Raw genomic sequence first — 17670 nt, 5'->3', positions numbered from 1 at the left:
CTAACCGAACCATCCAGCCTTCCGACCGTCCCGTCCGTCCCAACCGCGCCTCAGCGCCGCCGGTGAGGGGCCTTCTACGGATAGCTGTGGAGAGTCGCAAGTGAAAAAATCACAGAAATCCAAAAAAAATGAAACAGAGCCGACGAAGCCTTATTACGACCACCCAAAAACTAGCCGCCAGAGGACAACAATCGAATGAACGAGCACACCACAGAGCGAGAAAACGCGACAAACAGAGGCTCTTCACCCAACAGAGCGGCAGATATTGAACGCCACTCTACACAGGCCCACTACGGAACAGAGCAAAACCATCAGAGCATTTGTATTCTCGGTTGATGCCCCAAGTCCGGCGCGCTAGCCCATGGCTTTGCTAAATTCGAGGGAAAGACCATGGCCGCCATCCGACTCGGGATTGATTTCGGGACCTCCAACTCTGCAGCCGCAACCTACGAAGACGGGCAGCTATCACGAGTCGCCTTGGAAGCTGGCGCAGATACCATCCCTACCGCGGTGTTTTTCCCCGCAGAGACAAAAACCATGCTTTATGGACAAGCCGCCTCTTCGGCTTTGATCGACGGCGAAGATGGGCGCTACATGCGCGCGCTTAAATCTGTGCTTGGCGATCCCCTGTTTCACGAGAGCAGGTTGATTGGTGGGCAGCGCCGCACCATTGCCGATGTGGTTACGGCTTTCCTTGCCCGTATAAGGCAGCGAGCGGAACAACAGACAGGGCATAGCTGCGAACGCGTTTTGTCGGGCCGTCCTGTACACTTCCACTCCGGAGCCCCTGACAAAGATGCACGCGCACTCGAAGATCTTGAGGCATGCTACCGCGCTGCTGGCTTCACCGAGATCGCGTTTATGAACGAACCCGAGGCAGCAGCCCACGCATATGGCGCAGACCAACAGATAAACGGACGAGGCCTCATTGTAGATATCGGGGGCGGCACGTCAGACTTCTCGATCTTTGAAGCCAAGGGTGATGGCATTCAGATTCTCGCCAGCCACGGGGTCCGCCTTGGTGGGACGGATTTTGACCACGCAATTTCGATGACGCATGCCATGCCCCTACTCGGCCATGGGGGCACTCTACGACGCACCTTTGGCGATGGACGGCTCCCGGTGCCAAACGCGATCTACGCGGATTTGGCAACATGGGCAAAGATCCCCTTTGTCTACTCTCGCGACACAGAGAAGCTGGTCGAAGACATGTTGCGCCATGCCGAGGACCCCGACGCCATGAGCCGCCTTGATACCGTTATCAAAGAGCAGCTAGGGCATGAGTTGGCCTTTGCGGTCGAGGCAGGGAAGATCGGCGCAAATACAGGTCAGGCCGGAACCCAAATTCAGATGGGCTTTATCGAACGCGGACTCGCTGCCCCGATTACTAAGGGCAGCATGAACGCCGCCCTCGAAGGGCAACGCGAGAAGATGCGAAATGCGCTCTACCAGACCTTCATGGAGGCCGGCGTGATGCCCACACAGATCAACACCATTGTGCTGGTGGGCGGCTCTAGCCTGATGTCCATGGTCGAAGACGAAGCCAAGGCAGTCTGCCCCTCGGCGACCTTGCAAAGGTCAGAGGCATTTACGGCAGTCGTTGATGGCCTGGCGATCGCTGCGTCACAAATGGACGATTGATCCGACCATTTCTTCTCGCATCTCCATCGATTTTTTGCCTTTGCCCTGACCCAAAGGCCGTTGCCCCACGCGCAGATGGATTGGGCCCAAGGCGCGCCGCGCTCTATTCCTTTACACCTCTGAAAACATGTGGTCTGTTTCCGACATCACGGTGTCGCGATTTTGCACTCGCAGAATGCGGCACCGATGTTCAATGATCGTCGGGGACCACTCGGCAAAAGCGAAAAGCAAACCCCTTGGGAGGGATGATGTTGAAACTTCAGAAACTTGGCGCGCTCACCGTCTTTGGCATGACCACAGCACTGGCATCCGGCGCGATGGCCAGCGAATGCGGCGAGCTGACCATGGCCGAGATGAACTGGGCCTCGGCAGAACTGATGGCGAACGTAGACAAACTCATTCTTGAAGAAGGATATGGCTGCGATGTCGAACTGATCCCTGGCGCGACCACCACTACCTTTGCTTCGATGAATGAAAAGGGCGAGCCTGACGTCGCAGGCGAGCTGTGGATCAACGCTGTGCGCGACCCCCTGATGGCCGCCATGGAAGAAGGCCGCCTGCATTCGGTCGTCGAAGGCCCGATCACCGGACTGGGTGAAGGCTGGTGGGTCACCGAGAAATTCGCAGCAGACCACCCCGAACTGGACACTGTCGAAAAGCTACTAGAGCACCCCGAGCTGTTCCCCTACGCAGAAGATGAATCGCTGGGTGCCTTCATGGGCTGCCCCGCAGGCTGGGGCTGTCAGCTTTCGAACGCGAACCTCTTCCGCGCCTTTGACATGGAAGACAAGGGCTGGACCCTCGTCGATCCCGGCTCGGCCGCAGGTCTGGACGGCTCGATCGCCAAGGCTGTAGAGCGTGACGAGCCGTGGTTCGGCTACTACTGGGCTCCGACCGCGATCATCGGCAAGTACAAGCTGCAGATGCTTGAGTGGGAAACCGAATGGGCCGGCAGCGAAAACTGGGACGGCTGCATCGTGAAGCCCGAACAGGAATGCCTGGACCCGCAGCCTTCGTCGTACACCGAGTCCGAAGTTCACAGCATCATCACCGATCGTCTGATGCAGGAAGGCGGCATTGCGGTTGATTACCTGAAGAGCCGTGTTTTCCCCGGTGAGATCATGAACGAGATGCTCGTATACATGAACGAAAACCAGGCGACTGGCGAAGACGCAGCCTACCATTTCCTTGAGACATACCCCGAGATCTGGACTGGCTGGGTATCCGAAGAGGCGGCTGAAGGCGTGAAATCGGAGCTCTAAGAGCAATTAGGAACTTTGAACGGGGGGCGGCTTATGCGCCCCCCGTTTGCTATGGGCGCCGGACCGTTATCCGGACAACAAAACAACAAAAGAGGTGACGGCTTTGGAATTCTTATACGAATTTCCCTCCCTGGGCCGCAAAACGCTGAGCGGCATGAAGCAAGCGGTCGACGAGACCTTCAAGGGTTTCTCCCGCGCATATGGCGAACAGCTTGAGAATTTCTTTGATCCGCTGCTGCGGTTCCTGATCTGGTTCGAGAAACTGCTCGAAGCTACCCCGTGGCCGGTAATCCTGCTGGTCGTCGGCGGTCTGGCGTGGCTGGGGTCGCGCTCGTGGAAGATCACCGCAGGCTCGGTTCTGGCGTTCATCGCGATCGGTGTCCTCGACATGTGGGAAGACACGATGGCGACGCTGGCGATCATCTCGGTCGCGACGCTGCTTTGTATCGCAATCGGGATACCGTTGGGCATTCTGATGTCCCGATCCGACCGCGCCCAAGGCATCATCACGCCCATCCTCGACGTGATGCAAACCATCCCCTCTTTCGTTTATCTGATCCCCGTTGTGATGCTGCTTGGCATTGGCAAGGTGCCGGGCCTCTTGGCCGTGTGCATCTACGCGATTCCCCCCATCGTGCGCCTGACCAACCTTGGCATTCGTCTGGTGGACAAAGACGTACTCGAAGCGGCCGATGCCTTCGGCACCTCGCCTTGGCAGAAGCTTTGGGGCGTGCAGGTTCCACTCGCCTTGCCCAACATCTTTGCTGGCATCAACCAGACCATCATGATGGCGCTGTCCATGGTCGTAATCGCCTCGATGATCGGGGTCAAAGGCCTTGGTGTGCCCGTCCTGCGCGCGATTTCAAACCAGTATCTGGCGCTTGGCCTCATGAACGGTCTGGCGATCGTGGCTCTGGCCATCATCTTTGACCGCGTGTCGCAAACCTACGGCAAGCGTCTGCAAGCCTACCGCAACGGAGGCAAATGATGTCCGAGCTCAAGGTACAGATCAAAAACCTCTACAAGATCTTTGGCAAGAACCCGAAAAAGGTGCTGCCGCAGGTCAAAAGCGGCCTCGGCAAGCCAGAACTCTTGGACCAGACCGGCCACGTGCTGGGGATCAACAACGTCAGCCTCGATATTCCGGCCAAACAGATTCAGGTCGTCATGGGCCTGTCCGGTTCGGGCAAATCGACCCTGATCCGCCACATCAACCGCTTGATCGAGCCCACTGATGGTCAGATTCTGATCGACGGTGACGACGTACTGACCATGTCGGACAAGCAACTGCGCGATGTCCGCCGCAAGAAGACCTCGATGGTGTTCCAGAAGTTCGGCCTCCTGCCCCACCGCAAAGTGATGGAGAATGTCGGCTACGGGCTCGAGGTACAAGGGTTCAAGGAAGACGAGATCAAGCAAAAGGCCCAGCACTGGATCGACCGCGTTGGCCTGACCGGCTACGAGGATCACTATCCAGGTCAGTTGTCTGGCGGCATGCAGCAGCGTGTGGGTTTGGCCCGCGCCCTAGCCACCGACGCCGAAATCTTGCTGATGGACGAAGCGTTCAGTGCGCTTGACCCACTGATCCGCTACGACATGCAATCCATCCTGCTGGAACTGCAGGACGAGCTGCACAAGACAATCATCTTCATCACCCACGATTTGGACGAGGCGCTGCGCCTTGGAGACAAGATCGCGATCCTGCGCGACGGCGCCATGATCCAAGAGGGCACCGCCCCCGAGATCGTTCTGACCCCCGCCGACGACTATATCGCTGACTTCACCAAGGACATTAACCGCGGCAAAGTGATTCGACTGCGGGCACTGGCCGAGGCTGGAACGCCTTATGACGGCGCGAACATTCCGGCAGGCACGCTGCTGAACGATGCGCTGCACCCGTTGGCTCAGGCACCAAACCAGACCCTAGGCGTGACCGAAGAGGATGGCCAATACCTAGGCACCGTGTCTCTAACCAAGGTAATCGGCGCGCTCGCGGGCTAAAACCTTGCCACTTACGAACAAAGTCGCCCTCTGGATCACCGGTGGGCGACTTTTTTATGCCCTGACGTCTTACACTTCCGCTGGGTGGAAAAAGCCGCGCGTTACCCTTGCCATGTGGGGTCCGGTCATGCACGAATTGAGGCATCAGACGCTCTGACCGCAAGAGGAGCCTTGGAAACGAGGTGCGGGATAGGGCGCGATAATGGGAGGAAAATGTATGAAAACTTTGCTTGGCCGTACGGCCATCGCCCTTGTTGCTGTCAGCTTCGCTGCCGAGGCCAGCGCAACCGAATGGAACGTCTCCACTTGGGGCAAGCGCCGCGCTTTTACCGAGCACATCGAAAAGCTGGCTGAACTGGTTGCGGAAAAGTCGGGTGGTGATTTCACCATGAACGTCAGCTATGGCGGACTGTCCAACAACAAAGAGAACCTCGACGGCATCTCGATTGGGGCCTTTGAAATGGCCCAGTTCTGCGCGGGCTACCACGCGGACAAAAACCGCGCGATCACTGTGTTGGAACTGCCCTTCCTAGGCGTGAACACGCTGGATGAAGAGGTTGCCGTCAGCCACGCCGTTTACGCCCACCCCGCCGTGGCCGATGAAATGGCCCAGTGGAACGCCAAGATGCTGATGACCAGCCCGATGCCCCAATACAATCTGGTCGGCACTGGCGAGCCCCGCGACGAACTGGCCGAGTTTGACGGCATGCGCGTTCGCGCCACTGGCGGTCTGGGTCGTGCGTTCGAAGCCGTGGGCGGCGTCCCCACATCTGTGACCAGCTCCGAAGCCTACCAGGCGATGCAGTCGGGCGTTGTGGACACCGTGGCCTTTGCCCAGCACGCGCACCTGTCCTTTGGCACCATCAACGAGGCCGATTGGTGGACCGCGAACCTGAACCCCGGCACTGTGAACTGCCCCGTGGTCGTGAACATCGACGCCTACGAAAGCCTGTCGGATGAACACCGCGCCATTCTGGACGAATCCGTTCCCGAGGCGATCGACTACTACCTGTCCAACTACGGCGAACTGCTCAAGCGTTGGGACACCGTTCTCGAAGAGAAGGGCGTTCAGAAGGTCATGATCTCGGATGAAGAGATCGCGGCATTCAAGGAAAAGGCCGGCGGCCCCATCCACCAAGCCTGGATCGAAGAGATGAGTGCGCAGGGCCTGCCCGCCCAAGAGCTTTACGATCTGGTGAACAACACGCTGGCAGACGCCCGCAAGTGATCCGCTTGGACTAACCCAAAACTGTTGCAGGCTCCGAAGACGACCTTCGGGGCCTGTCCATTCTGAATGAACGGGGAATACGCATGGCGGGGTCTGCCACAGTATTGACCGACGACAGCCTCCTGAGCCGTATGGATCAGGGGTTGATGCGTCTGGAGCGCTTTATGGCCTTGTTGGCCGGTCTGGCCGTCTTTGGCCTGATGGTTTTAGCTGTGGTGTCCGTCTCGGGACGCAACGGGTTCAACCAACCTCTGCCGGGATACGTCGACTGGATCACTCAATTGATGCCGCTGATCGCGTTCATGGGGATCAGCTACGTACAGCGCGACGGTGGGCACATCCGCATGGACATTCTGGTCGCGCGCCTGTCGGGCCGCCCGCTGTGGCTGTTCGAACTAATAACCACCGGCCTGATTTTGATCCTGATGCTGCTCCTTGTCTGGGGCAGTTGGGCGCATTTTGATCGTAGCTTTGACATGAGCAAACCCATGTGGAGCCGCGATAGCACCATCGATATCGGCCTGCCGATCTGGCCCGCGAAACTCTTGGCCCCCGTCGCCTTTGCCGTGCTCTGCCTGCGGTGCACCATTCAGGTCATTGGCTATGGGCGTGCGATCATCAGCGGAACCGACAGCCCCGTCGCCGTCCCCTTGATCCAGAGTGCTGCCGAACAAGCCGCAGCCGAGGCTGAACACATCGAAGGCAGGGACTAAGGCCATGGATAGCATTGAAATCGGCCTCTGGGTCACCGGCGGCATGATGGTCATGGTGCTTCTGGGAATGCGCGTGGCATTCGCAGCGGCAATGGCCGGTCTGGTCGGCCTGATCTGGATATTCTGGGCCAAGAAGGGCATGGACCCCGAACAATTCGGATGGGCCCTGACGGTCGCTGTGAAAACAGCTGGTCAAGTCCCCCACGGCAAGGTTGCTAGCCAAGCGCTCAGCCTGATCCCGACCTTCATTCTGATCGGCTATTTGGCCTACTATGCGGGATTAACCCGCGCCCTGTTCGAAGCTGCCAAGCGCTGGATTGCCTGGGTGCCGGGCGGGCTGGCCGTATCGACCGTTTTTGCCACCGCAGGCTTTGCCGCAGTGTCCGGCGCATCCGTCGCGACGGCTGCAGTATTTGCGCGCGTGGCCATCCCCGAGATGTTGAAAATTGGCTACGACAAACGCTTTGCCGCTGGGGTTGTGGCCGCTGGTGGCACGCTGGCCTCCTTGATCCCGCCCTCAGCGATCCTCGTGATCTACGCGATTATTGTCGAACAAGACGTGGGCAAGCTGCTGCTAGCAGGCTTCATCCCCGGACTGTTTTCGGCCATCGTTTACGGCGCACTCATCATCGGGCTCGCGCTCACGATCAAGAACTTTGGACCGCCCGTCAAAGGTTTCACATGGAAACAGCGGTTTGCGTCTCTGCCCCCCGCCCTGCCGATCGTCGCGGTAGTCGTGATCATCATCTTCTTTGTCTACAACCCGTTCGGCGGTGACGCGTGGGGCACGCCCACCGAAGGCGGCGCGGTCGGGGCCTTTATCATCTTTGTGATGGCACTGGCACGCGGAATGCGGTGGGCCCAGTTCAAGGATGCGATCATCGAAACCGCCCGTCTGTCAGCTATGATTTTTACCATCATTTGGGGGGTCCTAATCTACGTGCGCTTCTTGGGCTTTGCGGACCTACCGCATGCATTTTCAGACTGGATCACGTCTCTGGAGTACAGCCCATTACTGATCCTGATCTGCATTCTTTTGGCCTACGCGGTGCTTGGGATGTTCATGGACGCGATCGGAATGCTGCTGCTGACCTTGCCTGTGGTCTATCCCGCCATCATGGCCCTGAACGGCGGCGAGATGGTCAGCGCAGCAGACAGCACCTTTGGCATGTCGGGGCCGATGTGTGCAATTTGGTTCGGCATTCTGGTCGTTAAAATGGCCGAGTTCTGCCTGATCACGCCGCCCATTGGTCTGAACTGTTTTGTGGTCGCTGGCGTGCGTGATGATCTGAGTGTTCAGGACGTGTTCAAGGGGGTCACACCCTTCTTTATCGCCGATGCGGTCACCATCGCGCTGCTCGTAGCATTCCCGCAAATTGTGCTATGGCTCCCGTCATTGGCGTAAGACCAGCCAACAGAATCAACGAAAACATCGGGCCGGCCTGCAAAATTGCGGGTCAGCCCTTTACGTAGGGTCGTCCTGCCAAACATCGGGGGCAATGGTCGTGAATTCCCGCCCTTCGGTGACCCGCGAATATACCTTCGGACTATAATGCGGTGGATCGTGCCGCCGTTTTGACAGGATGCGGAGAAGGCGCGCTACCTCCACAATAAGGTATCGCGTTTTAAGCTGAACCTGCGCGGAGGACCCTATGGACAAGATTAAGATTAACCTGTCGTCGCAGATGACCAGCACTCTTTCGGACCTCGAGTCCGTTCGCTTCGGCTTCGAAGAAGCTGTCGGCACAGAAAGTGCCGAGCTGACCACTGCAATTGACGATGATAGTTCGGACACGGTGCTCTTTGGCATCGCCCAACTCATCATGGTCGCCCTCAAGGAAAAAGCGGTCACCAAGGATCAGGTGACGGCGGCTCTGCTGACTTCTCCCAAACTCGCAGAAGCGTTCATCCGGATCGGTCTGACCGATGCGGAACTGTCTGCACTGACAACGCAGCACTGATCCCCTTTCATAACGGAAGATTAATATGAGCAAAGAAATCCTGATCGTCGACGATTCCCCGTCGGTGCGTCGAATGGTGTCGATGACCCTGCAACAAGCGGGCTACGCCGTCACCGAAGCTGTCGACGGGGCCAAAGGGCTCGAGGCCGCCAAATCGCACCGCTATGCGATGGTCATCACCGACCAGAACATGCCCAACATGACCGGACTGGAATTCATTCAGGCGTACCGCGCCGATCCCAGCAGCTCCGGTGTGCCGATCATCTTCCTCTCGACCGAGAGCGAAGGCGGTCTGAAAGAAGCCGCCCGTGCCGCTGGTGCACTGGGTTGGATGGTGAAGCCGTTCGAGCAAGAGCAGCTTCTCGCAGTCGTTAAGAAGGTAGCCGGATAATGATGGACGCGGAAACGCAAGAGATCTTCCGTCAGGAAGCTGAAGCTCTCATGGAGGCCCTGCAAGAGGGGCTTTTAGTGCTTAAGGATACCCCTGATGACCTAGAAGTGGTCGCTGGCGTTTTCCGCGCTCTTCATACAATCAAAGGCACAGGCGCGATGTTTGGCTTTTCGCGCCTCGCCTCCTTTGTCCACAACTTCGAGGCCGCGTTCGAAGCGGTCCGGTCCGGCAATGCTGTTGTGACGCCAGAGCTGATCAATGTGGCACTGACCGCATATGACCTGATCGCCGACCTGCTCGAAGGCGGCGAACCCGATCCGTCACGCGACGCAGAGCTGACAGCTGCCCTGTCAGCGGCCACCTCTGGGGAAGCTGCGCCTGCGGTGGCTGCCGCGTCTGTGGCCGACGCTGCTGCGGCCCCTGCCGAAATCAAGGAATGGGACCTTAGGTTCCGCCTGCCCCAAGACTTCATGGAAATCGGCGGCAACCCGATCGCGATGCTGGACGAACTGCGCGAAGTTGGCGGAGAGACCACTATGGTTCGCCCCCTGACCGACCGCCTACCGCGCATCGCAGAGATGGATGCCCGCGCGATCTACACTGGCTGGCAAGTCATTCTGCCCGGCACGCTCAAAGAGAGCGTGATCCGCGACGTCTTTATGTTCCACGAAGACCAGATGGAGCTATCGCTGGACCCCGTCCACGCCGAGGCCTCAGCAGCTGAGGTCGCAGCCCCTGCTGCGCCCGCTGAAGCCGCCCCTGCGGCGCCCGCCGCACCCGTTGTCGAGGCAAAGCCCGCAACCAAAGAAGCCTCAAAGCCGACCAAGGCCGCCGCAGCCCCCGTTGCGCAGCTACGCGTTGCAGCAGACCGCGTTGACCTGATCATGGACCGCGTGGGTGAGCTGGTGATCGCCGAAGCGCGTCTGGCAGCTATTGCGAACCAGTTGGAAAACGAGGCGCTGCATAGCGTGGTCGAGGACATTCAACGTTTGGCTCTGGGTCTGCGCGACTCGACCATGGCGCTGCGGATGACCCCGCTGTCCAGCATCATGGGCCGCTTCCGCCGCTTGACCCACGATCTGGCGGAAAGCACTGGCAAGACTTTTGACTTCGTCGTCGAAGGCGAAGAGACCGAACTTGACAAAACCGTGGTCGAAAAGCTGACAGACCCTCTCGTTCACATGCTCCGCAACTCTGTGGACCATGGCCTTGAGGGGCCCGAAGAGCGCGCCGAAGCTGGCAAGCCCGAGCGCGGTCTCGTCAAGCTATCCGCACGCCATGCGGGCGCCGAGGTGGTGATTGAAATCATCGATGACGGTCGCGGCATGAACGAAGAGGCCATCCGCAAGCGCGCTATCGAGCGCGGCCTCCTGACCGAAGACAGCGACGTGCCCCGCAGCGAAATCCTGAAAATGGTGCTGGAGCCCGGCTTCTCGACTGCGGCTCAGGTCACGGCTCTCTCGGGGCGCGGTGTGGGTGCAGACGTGGTCAAACAGGCCATCGAAGCGCTGAACGGCACCATCGAGATCACCTCGGAACCTGGGCAGGGTACAAACTTTACCCTGCGCTTGCCGCTGACCCTGGCCATTATCGAAGGTCTACTGATCGGCGTCGGCACCGAGCGTTATGCCCTGCCCCTTTTGGCAGTCGAGCAGATCCTCGAACTGCCTGAAAAGCTCGCGGCCAACGACGAAGCCACTGGCGTCATCGAATTAAACAATGAGCTGGTCCCAGTGCTGCGTCTGAACAAGGTGTTCAACCGTCAGAGTGCAACTTCGGAACACCAGAAGATCGTCATCGTTGGCACCAATGACACCCGCGTCGGTCTGATCGTGGACGAGATCATCGGCACCAACCAAACCGTTATCAAACAGCTGTCGCCTCTCCACAGCCGCCTCAAGATCTTCTCGGGTGCGACCATTCTCGGGGACGGGTGCGTCGCGCTGATCCTCGATGTCTTGCATCTGGTTTCGCTGGGTCAGGACATTGAACAGCGCCTGAAAGGAAACGCAGCATGAGCAAGAAGACCTATGCCGACCTGATCCCGCGCCTGAACAGCGTGGTAGCGTTTGAAATGGGCGGAGAGCAAATGGCTCTACCCACTGACGTTCTGCGCGAAGTGCTGGAACTGCCCGCCCTGACCCCCGTGCCGTGCGCGGGCGACTTCTCGGCCGGTCTGATCAACATCCGCGGCGTGGTTTTGCCCGTCGCGGACTGGCGCCCCCTGTTTCGCATGGAACAGAAGCCTGCGGATCGAGAAACGCGCATTCTGATCATCGAAACCACGGTCAACGAAAAAGCGATGACCGTCGGCGTGATCGCAGAAAAGGTGCACGCCATCGCCGAGATCGACCCCGAGACACTGCGCCCCGTCCCTGCCGTGGGCACCCGCTGGCCGGAAGGCACCCTGTTGGCCATGGCACGCTGGAACGACAACTTCGTCGCGATCCCTGATGTTGTGCAAATCTTTGAAAACCAGATCGCCGCAGAGCCTCAGCTCGCGACCGTAGACTGAAAGACCTGACCGATGCGTTTAACCATCAAAGCAAAGCTCGTCGTGACATGCGCCATCCTGATCGGGGTTTCAGCAACCTCTGGCTTGGTGGCCCTGCGCGACATGGACGCGATGCGGGAACGGAACGAGCTTGTGGTCCACGAAAATGTGGACGCAATCGAGCATTCCTACGAAATCCTGCGCTATCAGGATCAGATACAGCAGGCGATCCGCGATTACGTCCTGTCGAGTGACGTGGCGACCAAGCGCGATCTGGAAACCCGCATGCTGAACCTGCGCAACGCGCAGACCGACATGATCGAACAAGCCCGCGAGCATGCCTTTACCGAGGAAGCACAAGCAGCCATCGACGAGTTTGTTCGCGTCCGTGACGAGATCAACAAAGTGAACAAAGAGGTCATGCAGCTCCTGCTGTTCGACATGACCAAAGAGGCGGGTACACTGCTGCGCGAACAGGGCGGCGCGTTGAGCACCGAGATGACGCAGACCACCGAGACCTTGCTGGATATCAACACAACCGAGATGGAAAGCAGCCTCGACAAGTCGAACACGTCTTTCAACCAGAGCCGAACACTAATCCTGGGCCTCGTGGCTCTGTCGGGCATTCTGGGTTCGGTTGCGGGTTTCTGGATCCTGTCTTCGCTGTCACGTGGTCTTAACCGTGCCAAGGAACTGACCAAGGCCGTGTCCGAGGGCGATCTGACCCAGACTGCGAACCTCAAGGGCAACGACGAAATCACCGAAGTGCTGCGCCACGCCAACACCATGGTCGAACGTCTGCGCACCGTCGTGGGCGAGGTCGCCTCAGGGGCCAGCAACGTGTCCACCGGCGCAAACCAGATGGCCAAAACTTCGGAAGAGATGAGCGACGTGGCGACCCAGCAGGCGTCTTCGACCGAAGAGGCTTCTTCTTCGATGGAAGAGATGGCGGCGAACATCGCAGCCACCGCCGAAAACGCGACCGAGACCGAAAAGATGGCCCGCCAGTCCGCCGAACGTGCCCGTGCCAGCGGCGACGCGGTGCGCGACGCGGTCAAGGCCGTGAACACCATCGCGGACCGTATCAACGTAGTCCAAGAGATCGCGCGCCAGACCGACTTGCTCGCCTTGAATGCCGCTGTCGAAGCGGCCCGTGCGGGCGAGCATGGTCGCGGCTTTGCTGTTGTGGCCTCCGAAGTGCGCAAGCTCGCAGAGCGTAGCCAAGCAGCCGCAGGCGAAATCAACGAACTTTCGGTCCAAACCATCACCGCAGCGCTGGATGCGGGCCGTATGCTGGATCAGCTTGTCCCTGATATCGAGCGCACCTCGGAGCTGGTCAGCGACATCAGCCGCGCCAACAACGAGATGTCTTCGGGCGGGGCTCAGGTCAACGGCGCGATCCAGCAGCTGGACCGCGTAACCCAAGCCAACACAGCCGCCGCCGAAGAAATGTCCGCCACCGCCGAGGAGCTGGCCGCACAGGCTGCGACCCTGCGCTCGTCGATCGAATTCTTCCGGACGGGTGACTTCGATGTGTCGGTCACCGTGGACGACATTCTGGATGTGGCAGAACTGAGCCCCGCGAACGACGCACCCGCCCCCGTGGCTGCCCCTGCCGCCAAGCCCGCACCTGTGAAAGCTGACAACCTCGTGTCTTTTCGGCCAGCAGGCGCGCCCAAGGGTGGCTTCTCGTTCGATCTAGAAAACGAAGCAACTGACGACGCAGACGTCGACTTCAAACCGGAGGCGCCCCATGCCTGAGCAAATCAACGCACCTGCCAGCAGCGGCACATTCCTGAACTTCATGCTGGATGAAACGCTCATGGCGATCCCCGTCGAGCGCGTTCGCGAAATTCTGGATGCACGTGATGTCCAGAGCCTGCCTCAGGCGCCCGACTATATCATGGGCTACATCGACCTGCGCGGCGACAGCATTGTTGTTGTGGACCTGCGCACCTTGATCGGACGCCCCTTCCGCAAGGACGACGTGGACACCCGCATCGTTGTGCTCTGGGTCGAGGACGAAGGACGCGAGCAAGTGCTGGCCCTGCGCACCGACAAAGTGACCGAAGTGTCCCGCTTTGACGACGACCGGATCGAGCCCATCGAAACAGGGACCATGCTGAACTGGGACCACCGCATCGTGTCGGGTCTGGCGCGCCGCAATGGCAGCTACGTGACCTTGCTTGACCTTGATCGCTTGCTCAGCAGCAAGATCATCTCGTCGCTCGACAAGCATGTCGAAGACGCCATGGATGGGATCAGTGCATGATCCCCGTGAGTGAACAGCTGTCCTGCAACAAGGCACGGTTTCGGGCGCTGGTGACCCAAGTCACCGGTATCCAGATGCCGGAGAACAAGCAAAGCATGATCGAGGGCCGGATGCGCCGTCGGTTCTCTGTGCTTGGTCTGTCCTCAATGGACGCCTATCTGGACCACCTGTTCGATGGCGACACTCTGCAGGACGAGATGCCCTATATCGTGGACCTGATGTCCACGAACAAAACGGACTTCTTCCGAGAGCCTGCGCACTTCAAATGGCTGATGCACAAGATCATGCCAGAACACCCCACGTCCCAGCCCATGCGGATCTGGAGTGCAGCGTCTTCGTCCGGCCAAGAGGCCTATACGATCGCCATGCTCATGTCTGAATACGCGCTACAGAATCCCGGCTTCAAATACGGAATTCTGGGCACCGACATTTCCCAAGGGATCGTCGAAGAGGCCCGTGCTGGCGTCTACCCCGAAGAGCAGCTTCTGGATATTCCGGACGCGCTGCTCGAACGCTATTTCGTCATGGGGCACAACTCTAAGGGGTTGCGCTGCGGCCGTGTCGAAAAAACTTTGCGCGACCGCGTGAAGTTCGAACAGATGAACTTGATCCATGGAAACTACCCCGTGGACAAGGAACTGGATGTTGTTTTCCTCCGTAACGTGTTGATTTATTTCGATCCTCCGACCCAGACACGCGTCATCAAAGATATCGCGGATCACGTCAAAGTCGGCGGCCATCTCTTCGTCGGACACTCTGAATCGATGGTGGTGACAGATTCCCGCTTAAAACAGGTGTCATTTGCCGTTTTCAAAAAGGAGAGGGCAACATGAATACAGTGCAGAAACATTCGGACGCAATTCAGGTCATGATCGTCGAAGACTCGATCACGGCCCGTACTATGCTCAAGATGATGCTTGAGAGTGCGCCCGATATCACTGTGACTGATACGGCCCGCGATCCCTTTGACGCGGTAGAGAAGATGAAGAACGGCCTGCCGGACGTCATCCTCTTGGATATCGAGATGCCGCGCATGGATGGTCTGACCTTCTTACGCCGGATCATGTCGCAGCACCCGCTGCCCGTGGTCATCTGCTCGAACCACACAGAGGCCGGTTCTGACACCGCGATGAAAGCGCTCTCGATGGGTGCGGTCGAAGTGATGTCGAAATCGCAGCTTGGCAACGCCATGTCGGACGAAGCCAAGATTCAGATCTGCGACTCCGTCCGTGCGGCAGCCCAAGCCCGCGTGCGCCCGAACAAGAAGCCAGTCGAGCGCAAGCCGCTGGTTGCGGAAAAGAAGCTGAGCGCTGACGTGATCATGCCCCCGCGCCCCGCTGGCGCGCCGATGACGCCCTACACCGATCCCATCGTGTCGATCGGCGCATCTACAGGCGGCACCGACGCATTGGCCAAAGTTCTAACCGACCTGACACCCGACTGCGCGCCCGTGGTCATCGTTCAGCACATGCCCGAACGCTTTACCGAGGCATTTGCCCGCCGTCTGGACGGCATGTGCTCGATCCGCGTCAAGGAAGCCGAGGATGGTGACATGCTGGAACGCGGCCTCGCCTTGATCGCGCCCGGCCACTCGCACGTGACGCTGACCCGCATGGGCCGTAGCTACCGCTGCAACGTCCTTGATGGCCCCTATGTCTGCCGCCACCGCCCGTCCGTTGACGTGCTGTTCCGTTCGACCTCTTGCGAGGCGGGCCAGAACGCCTTGGGTGTTCTGATGACTGGCATGGGTGATGATGGTGCGCAGGGAATGCTCGAAATGCGCAACGCTGGCTCGCTCACGCTCGCTCAGGACGAAGCGTCTTGCGTCGTCTACGGCATGCCCCGCGAAGCCGTGAAACGCGGCGCTGCGGTGCGCTCTGTCGCTCTGAATAATATTGCCGCCGAGATCATGCAGTTCTCGGCTGGTGCTTCTGCCTCCAAACCCGCATTAGGACGCTAAACTCATGGCCGCCTCTGTACAAAACGACCATAACGCCATCCTGCGCAGCCCGCTGTTCCGCTTGGAAACGGTCTTCAGTCGTGTGACTGACAGCCTGTTTTTCGCAAGCGAAAAAGCATCGCAGCTCAAGGGATCCATGGGCGCACTGGTCGACATCACGAGTTCCAACCAACTCGAAAAAGTTGCACAGGGGCGCCAAGAGATTAACCAGTTTTCGACCATGATCGCGGACCGCATCCAGCAGTCTTCGGGCTTCATGAACGAGATCGGGCACAAGCGTCAAAAGATGAATGCCGAGATCAAGGATCTGGCGCAGAACATCCATTCAGCGGGGATTGTATCGTTGAATGCGCGCATCATCGCGCAGGGCCACCGCACCCTGAAGCAGGGCGAGCAACTGGTGCGTCTGGCCGAAAATATCTCGGGGATCACGGACAGCGCTTCGGAGCAAGTTACCGAGATGCTGAAGGCCACCGAGGTCATTACCAAAGCCCTGCAAAAGCTGATGGTCTACGCAGAGGGTCAGTCGCTCCGTTTGTCTGATACGGTCCAGCCCGAGGTGCGTGCCCTAGAGCGGGCATTGAAAACCTTGGACCACGCGCTGGCCAACTCGCACGAAGCTGCGGCTTGGATGAACGACTACTACCGGAAGGCAGAAAGCGACGTGATGGCCATCATCCAGTCGCTGCAGGTCGGCGACCGTGCCCGCCAGCGCGCCGAGCACATCCAACAGATCCTGCATGAAGCCAGCTCCTTTGGTGTAGACTCGAATGAAAGCCAACTCCTGACAGCTTTGGCCGACATCCAGATGGAACAGGCCATCAAAGAGACCCTGAACGACGCGGAAAAGGCGATGACAACTCTGTCCGCACTGGCCGCGGGCCTGGACCAGTACCAGATCAACAACTCTGCCCTGCGCAAAGCCTTTGCCGAACGCCACGAACTGAGCAACGGCGTCCTGCAAGGCGAAGCGCTGCGCCAGCAGAAGGCCGAGATCACCGTTGGATCGCCAGAAACACGTTCGCTGTACGAAGAAATCTGCGCAAATGACGAACGCCTGCAAGAGCACAGCCGCAACCTGAACAATGCGGCGTTCCAGATGCAGTTGGCTTCTTTGAACACCATCATCGCCTGTGCCCGCGAAGGACGCGCCGCCGCAGATATGATTGTGATCTCGCAGCAGGTGAACTCGGTTGTTTCAACCGTGCCAGAGATTTTTGTGACCTTCAGCGAGGCGCTCGAAGGCACCAAGCAACGTCTGCAAACTTACCTGAGCATGCATGATGATAGCGCGACCGGTGACATGGATGTCGACGTCGTTCAAATGATCCCCGAAGTCGTCACAGTGGTCAGTGACCTGCTGCCCAAGCTGGCATCGGACTCTGAACAGGTCGCCCGCGCGATCGAAGCCAGCGATCGCATGCTGCGCGATCTGGTTCGCGACCTGACTGACAGCAATCGCAAGTCCAGCAATATCCGTCGCAAGTTCCCCGAGACATTGACCCTTGAGCCGCGCTTCCAGCGTGTCGCGGGCCGCATTCGCAAGCTTTACACGATGCAGGCAGAGCGCGATCTGCATGACAATCTACTGGCGAATTTTGTCGAAGCCCCCGCTGCGCCAGCCAAGGTTGAACCGACTTCGGGTATCGACATGTTCGGAGAGCCCGAACCAGCCGCGGCTCCTGCGCCCGCCGCAGCGCCTGCTGCAGACGGCGGGTCCGAAGACCTGTCGGACATTCTGTTCTAA

16 protein-coding genes are annotated in these 17670 nt (G+C 59.0%); all 16 read left to right on the top strand.

Annotation, left to right across the window (positions count from 1 at the left end; all coding sequences use genetic code 11):
• The first annotated feature begins 390 nt into the window (after positions 1–390).
• The 16 genes from N4A58_RS15715 to N4A58_RS15640 all read left to right on the top strand — a co-directional run bounded on the left by N4A58_RS15715 (position 391) and on the right by N4A58_RS15640 (position 17670).
• The gene (locus tag N4A58_RS15715; protein WP_293711164.1) at positions 391–1641 is read left to right on the top strand and encodes an Hsp70 family protein; all 1251 of its coding nucleotides are present in this window, start codon (positions 391–393) and stop codon (positions 1639–1641) included.
• Between the two features lie 248 nt (positions 1642–1889).
• Complete coding sequence (locus tag N4A58_RS15710; protein WP_072710016.1) at positions 1890–2903, top strand: glycine betaine ABC transporter substrate-binding protein; 1014 nt, start codon at positions 1890–1892, stop codon at positions 2901–2903.
• A gap of 154 nt (positions 2904–3057) precedes the next feature.
• On the top strand, positions 3058–3891 hold the full coding sequence (locus tag N4A58_RS15705; protein WP_293711167.1) for a proline/glycine betaine ABC transporter permease: 834 nt from the start codon (positions 3058–3060) through the stop codon (positions 3889–3891).
• The gene (locus N4A58_RS15700) at positions 3891–4904 is read left to right on the top strand and encodes a glycine betaine/L-proline ABC transporter ATP-binding protein (RefSeq protein ID WP_293711162.1); all 1014 of its coding nucleotides are present in this window, start codon (positions 3891–3893) and stop codon (positions 4902–4904) included. Before N4A58_RS15705 ends, N4A58_RS15700 begins: the two co-directional genes overlap by 1 nt.
• A gap of 217 nt (positions 4905–5121) precedes the next feature.
• Complete coding sequence (locus tag N4A58_RS15695) at positions 5122–6132, top strand: C4-dicarboxylate TRAP transporter substrate-binding protein (RefSeq protein WP_293711161.1); 1011 nt, start codon at positions 5122–5124, stop codon at positions 6130–6132.
• A gap of 83 nt (positions 6133–6215) precedes the next feature.
• Positions 6216–6845, top strand: a complete 630-nt coding sequence (locus N4A58_RS15690) for a TRAP transporter small permease subunit (protein ID WP_293711160.1) — start codon at positions 6216–6218, stop codon at positions 6843–6845.
• Positions 6846–6849: 4 nt separating this feature from the next.
• Positions 6850–8250: a TRAP transporter large permease gene (locus tag N4A58_RS15685; protein WP_293711159.1), complete on the top strand. Its 1401-nt coding sequence runs from the start codon at positions 6850–6852 to the stop codon at positions 8248–8250.
• A gap of 247 nt (positions 8251–8497) precedes the next feature.
• Positions 8498–8806, top strand: a complete 309-nt coding sequence (locus N4A58_RS15680; protein WP_072709969.1) for a hypothetical protein — start codon at positions 8498–8500, stop codon at positions 8804–8806.
• A gap of 25 nt (positions 8807–8831) precedes the next feature.
• A complete protein-coding gene (locus N4A58_RS15675) occupies positions 8832–9197 on the top strand; it encodes a response regulator (RefSeq protein WP_072709967.1) in 366 nt (121 codons plus the stop codon).
• Positions 9197–11215 (top strand): chemotaxis protein CheA, encoded by a 2019-nt coding sequence (locus tag N4A58_RS15670; RefSeq protein ID WP_293711156.1) that lies wholly within the window; start codon positions 9197–9199, stop codon positions 11213–11215. The genes N4A58_RS15675 and N4A58_RS15670 overlap by 1 nt, the downstream gene beginning before the upstream one ends.
• Entirely contained in the window at positions 11212–11712 is a 501-nt protein-coding gene (locus N4A58_RS15665; RefSeq protein ID WP_072709963.1) for a chemotaxis protein CheW, read from the top strand. The genes N4A58_RS15670 and N4A58_RS15665 overlap by 4 nt, the downstream gene beginning before the upstream one ends.
• A gap of 12 nt (positions 11713–11724) precedes the next feature.
• Positions 11725–13452: a methyl-accepting chemotaxis protein gene (locus N4A58_RS15660; RefSeq protein ID WP_293711155.1), complete on the top strand. Its 1728-nt coding sequence runs from the start codon at positions 11725–11727 to the stop codon at positions 13450–13452.
• Complete coding sequence (locus tag N4A58_RS15655) at positions 13445–13963, top strand: chemotaxis protein CheW (RefSeq protein WP_083595786.1); 519 nt, start codon at positions 13445–13447, stop codon at positions 13961–13963. Before N4A58_RS15660 ends, N4A58_RS15655 begins: the two co-directional genes overlap by 8 nt.
• Entirely contained in the window at positions 13960–14796 is an 837-nt protein-coding gene (locus N4A58_RS15650) for a CheR family methyltransferase (protein ID WP_293711154.1), read from the top strand. The genes N4A58_RS15655 and N4A58_RS15650 overlap by 4 nt, the downstream gene beginning before the upstream one ends.
• Entirely contained in the window at positions 14793–15923 is a 1131-nt protein-coding gene (locus tag N4A58_RS15645; protein WP_293711153.1) for a chemotaxis response regulator protein-glutamate methylesterase, read from the top strand. The genes N4A58_RS15650 and N4A58_RS15645 overlap by 4 nt, the downstream gene beginning before the upstream one ends.
• A 4-nt stretch (positions 15924–15927) precedes the next feature.
• A complete protein-coding gene (locus N4A58_RS15640; protein WP_293711152.1) occupies positions 15928–17670 on the top strand; it encodes a hypothetical protein in 1743 nt (580 codons plus the stop codon).

This window comes from Donghicola sp. (assembly GCF_025210255.1).
GTDB classification, from domain to species: domain Bacteria; phylum Pseudomonadota; class Alphaproteobacteria; order Rhodobacterales; family Rhodobacteraceae; genus Donghicola; species Donghicola eburneus.
The sequence above is the reverse complement of the archived record's forward strand: the minus strand, read 5'-3'. Positions and strand labels throughout refer to the sequence as shown.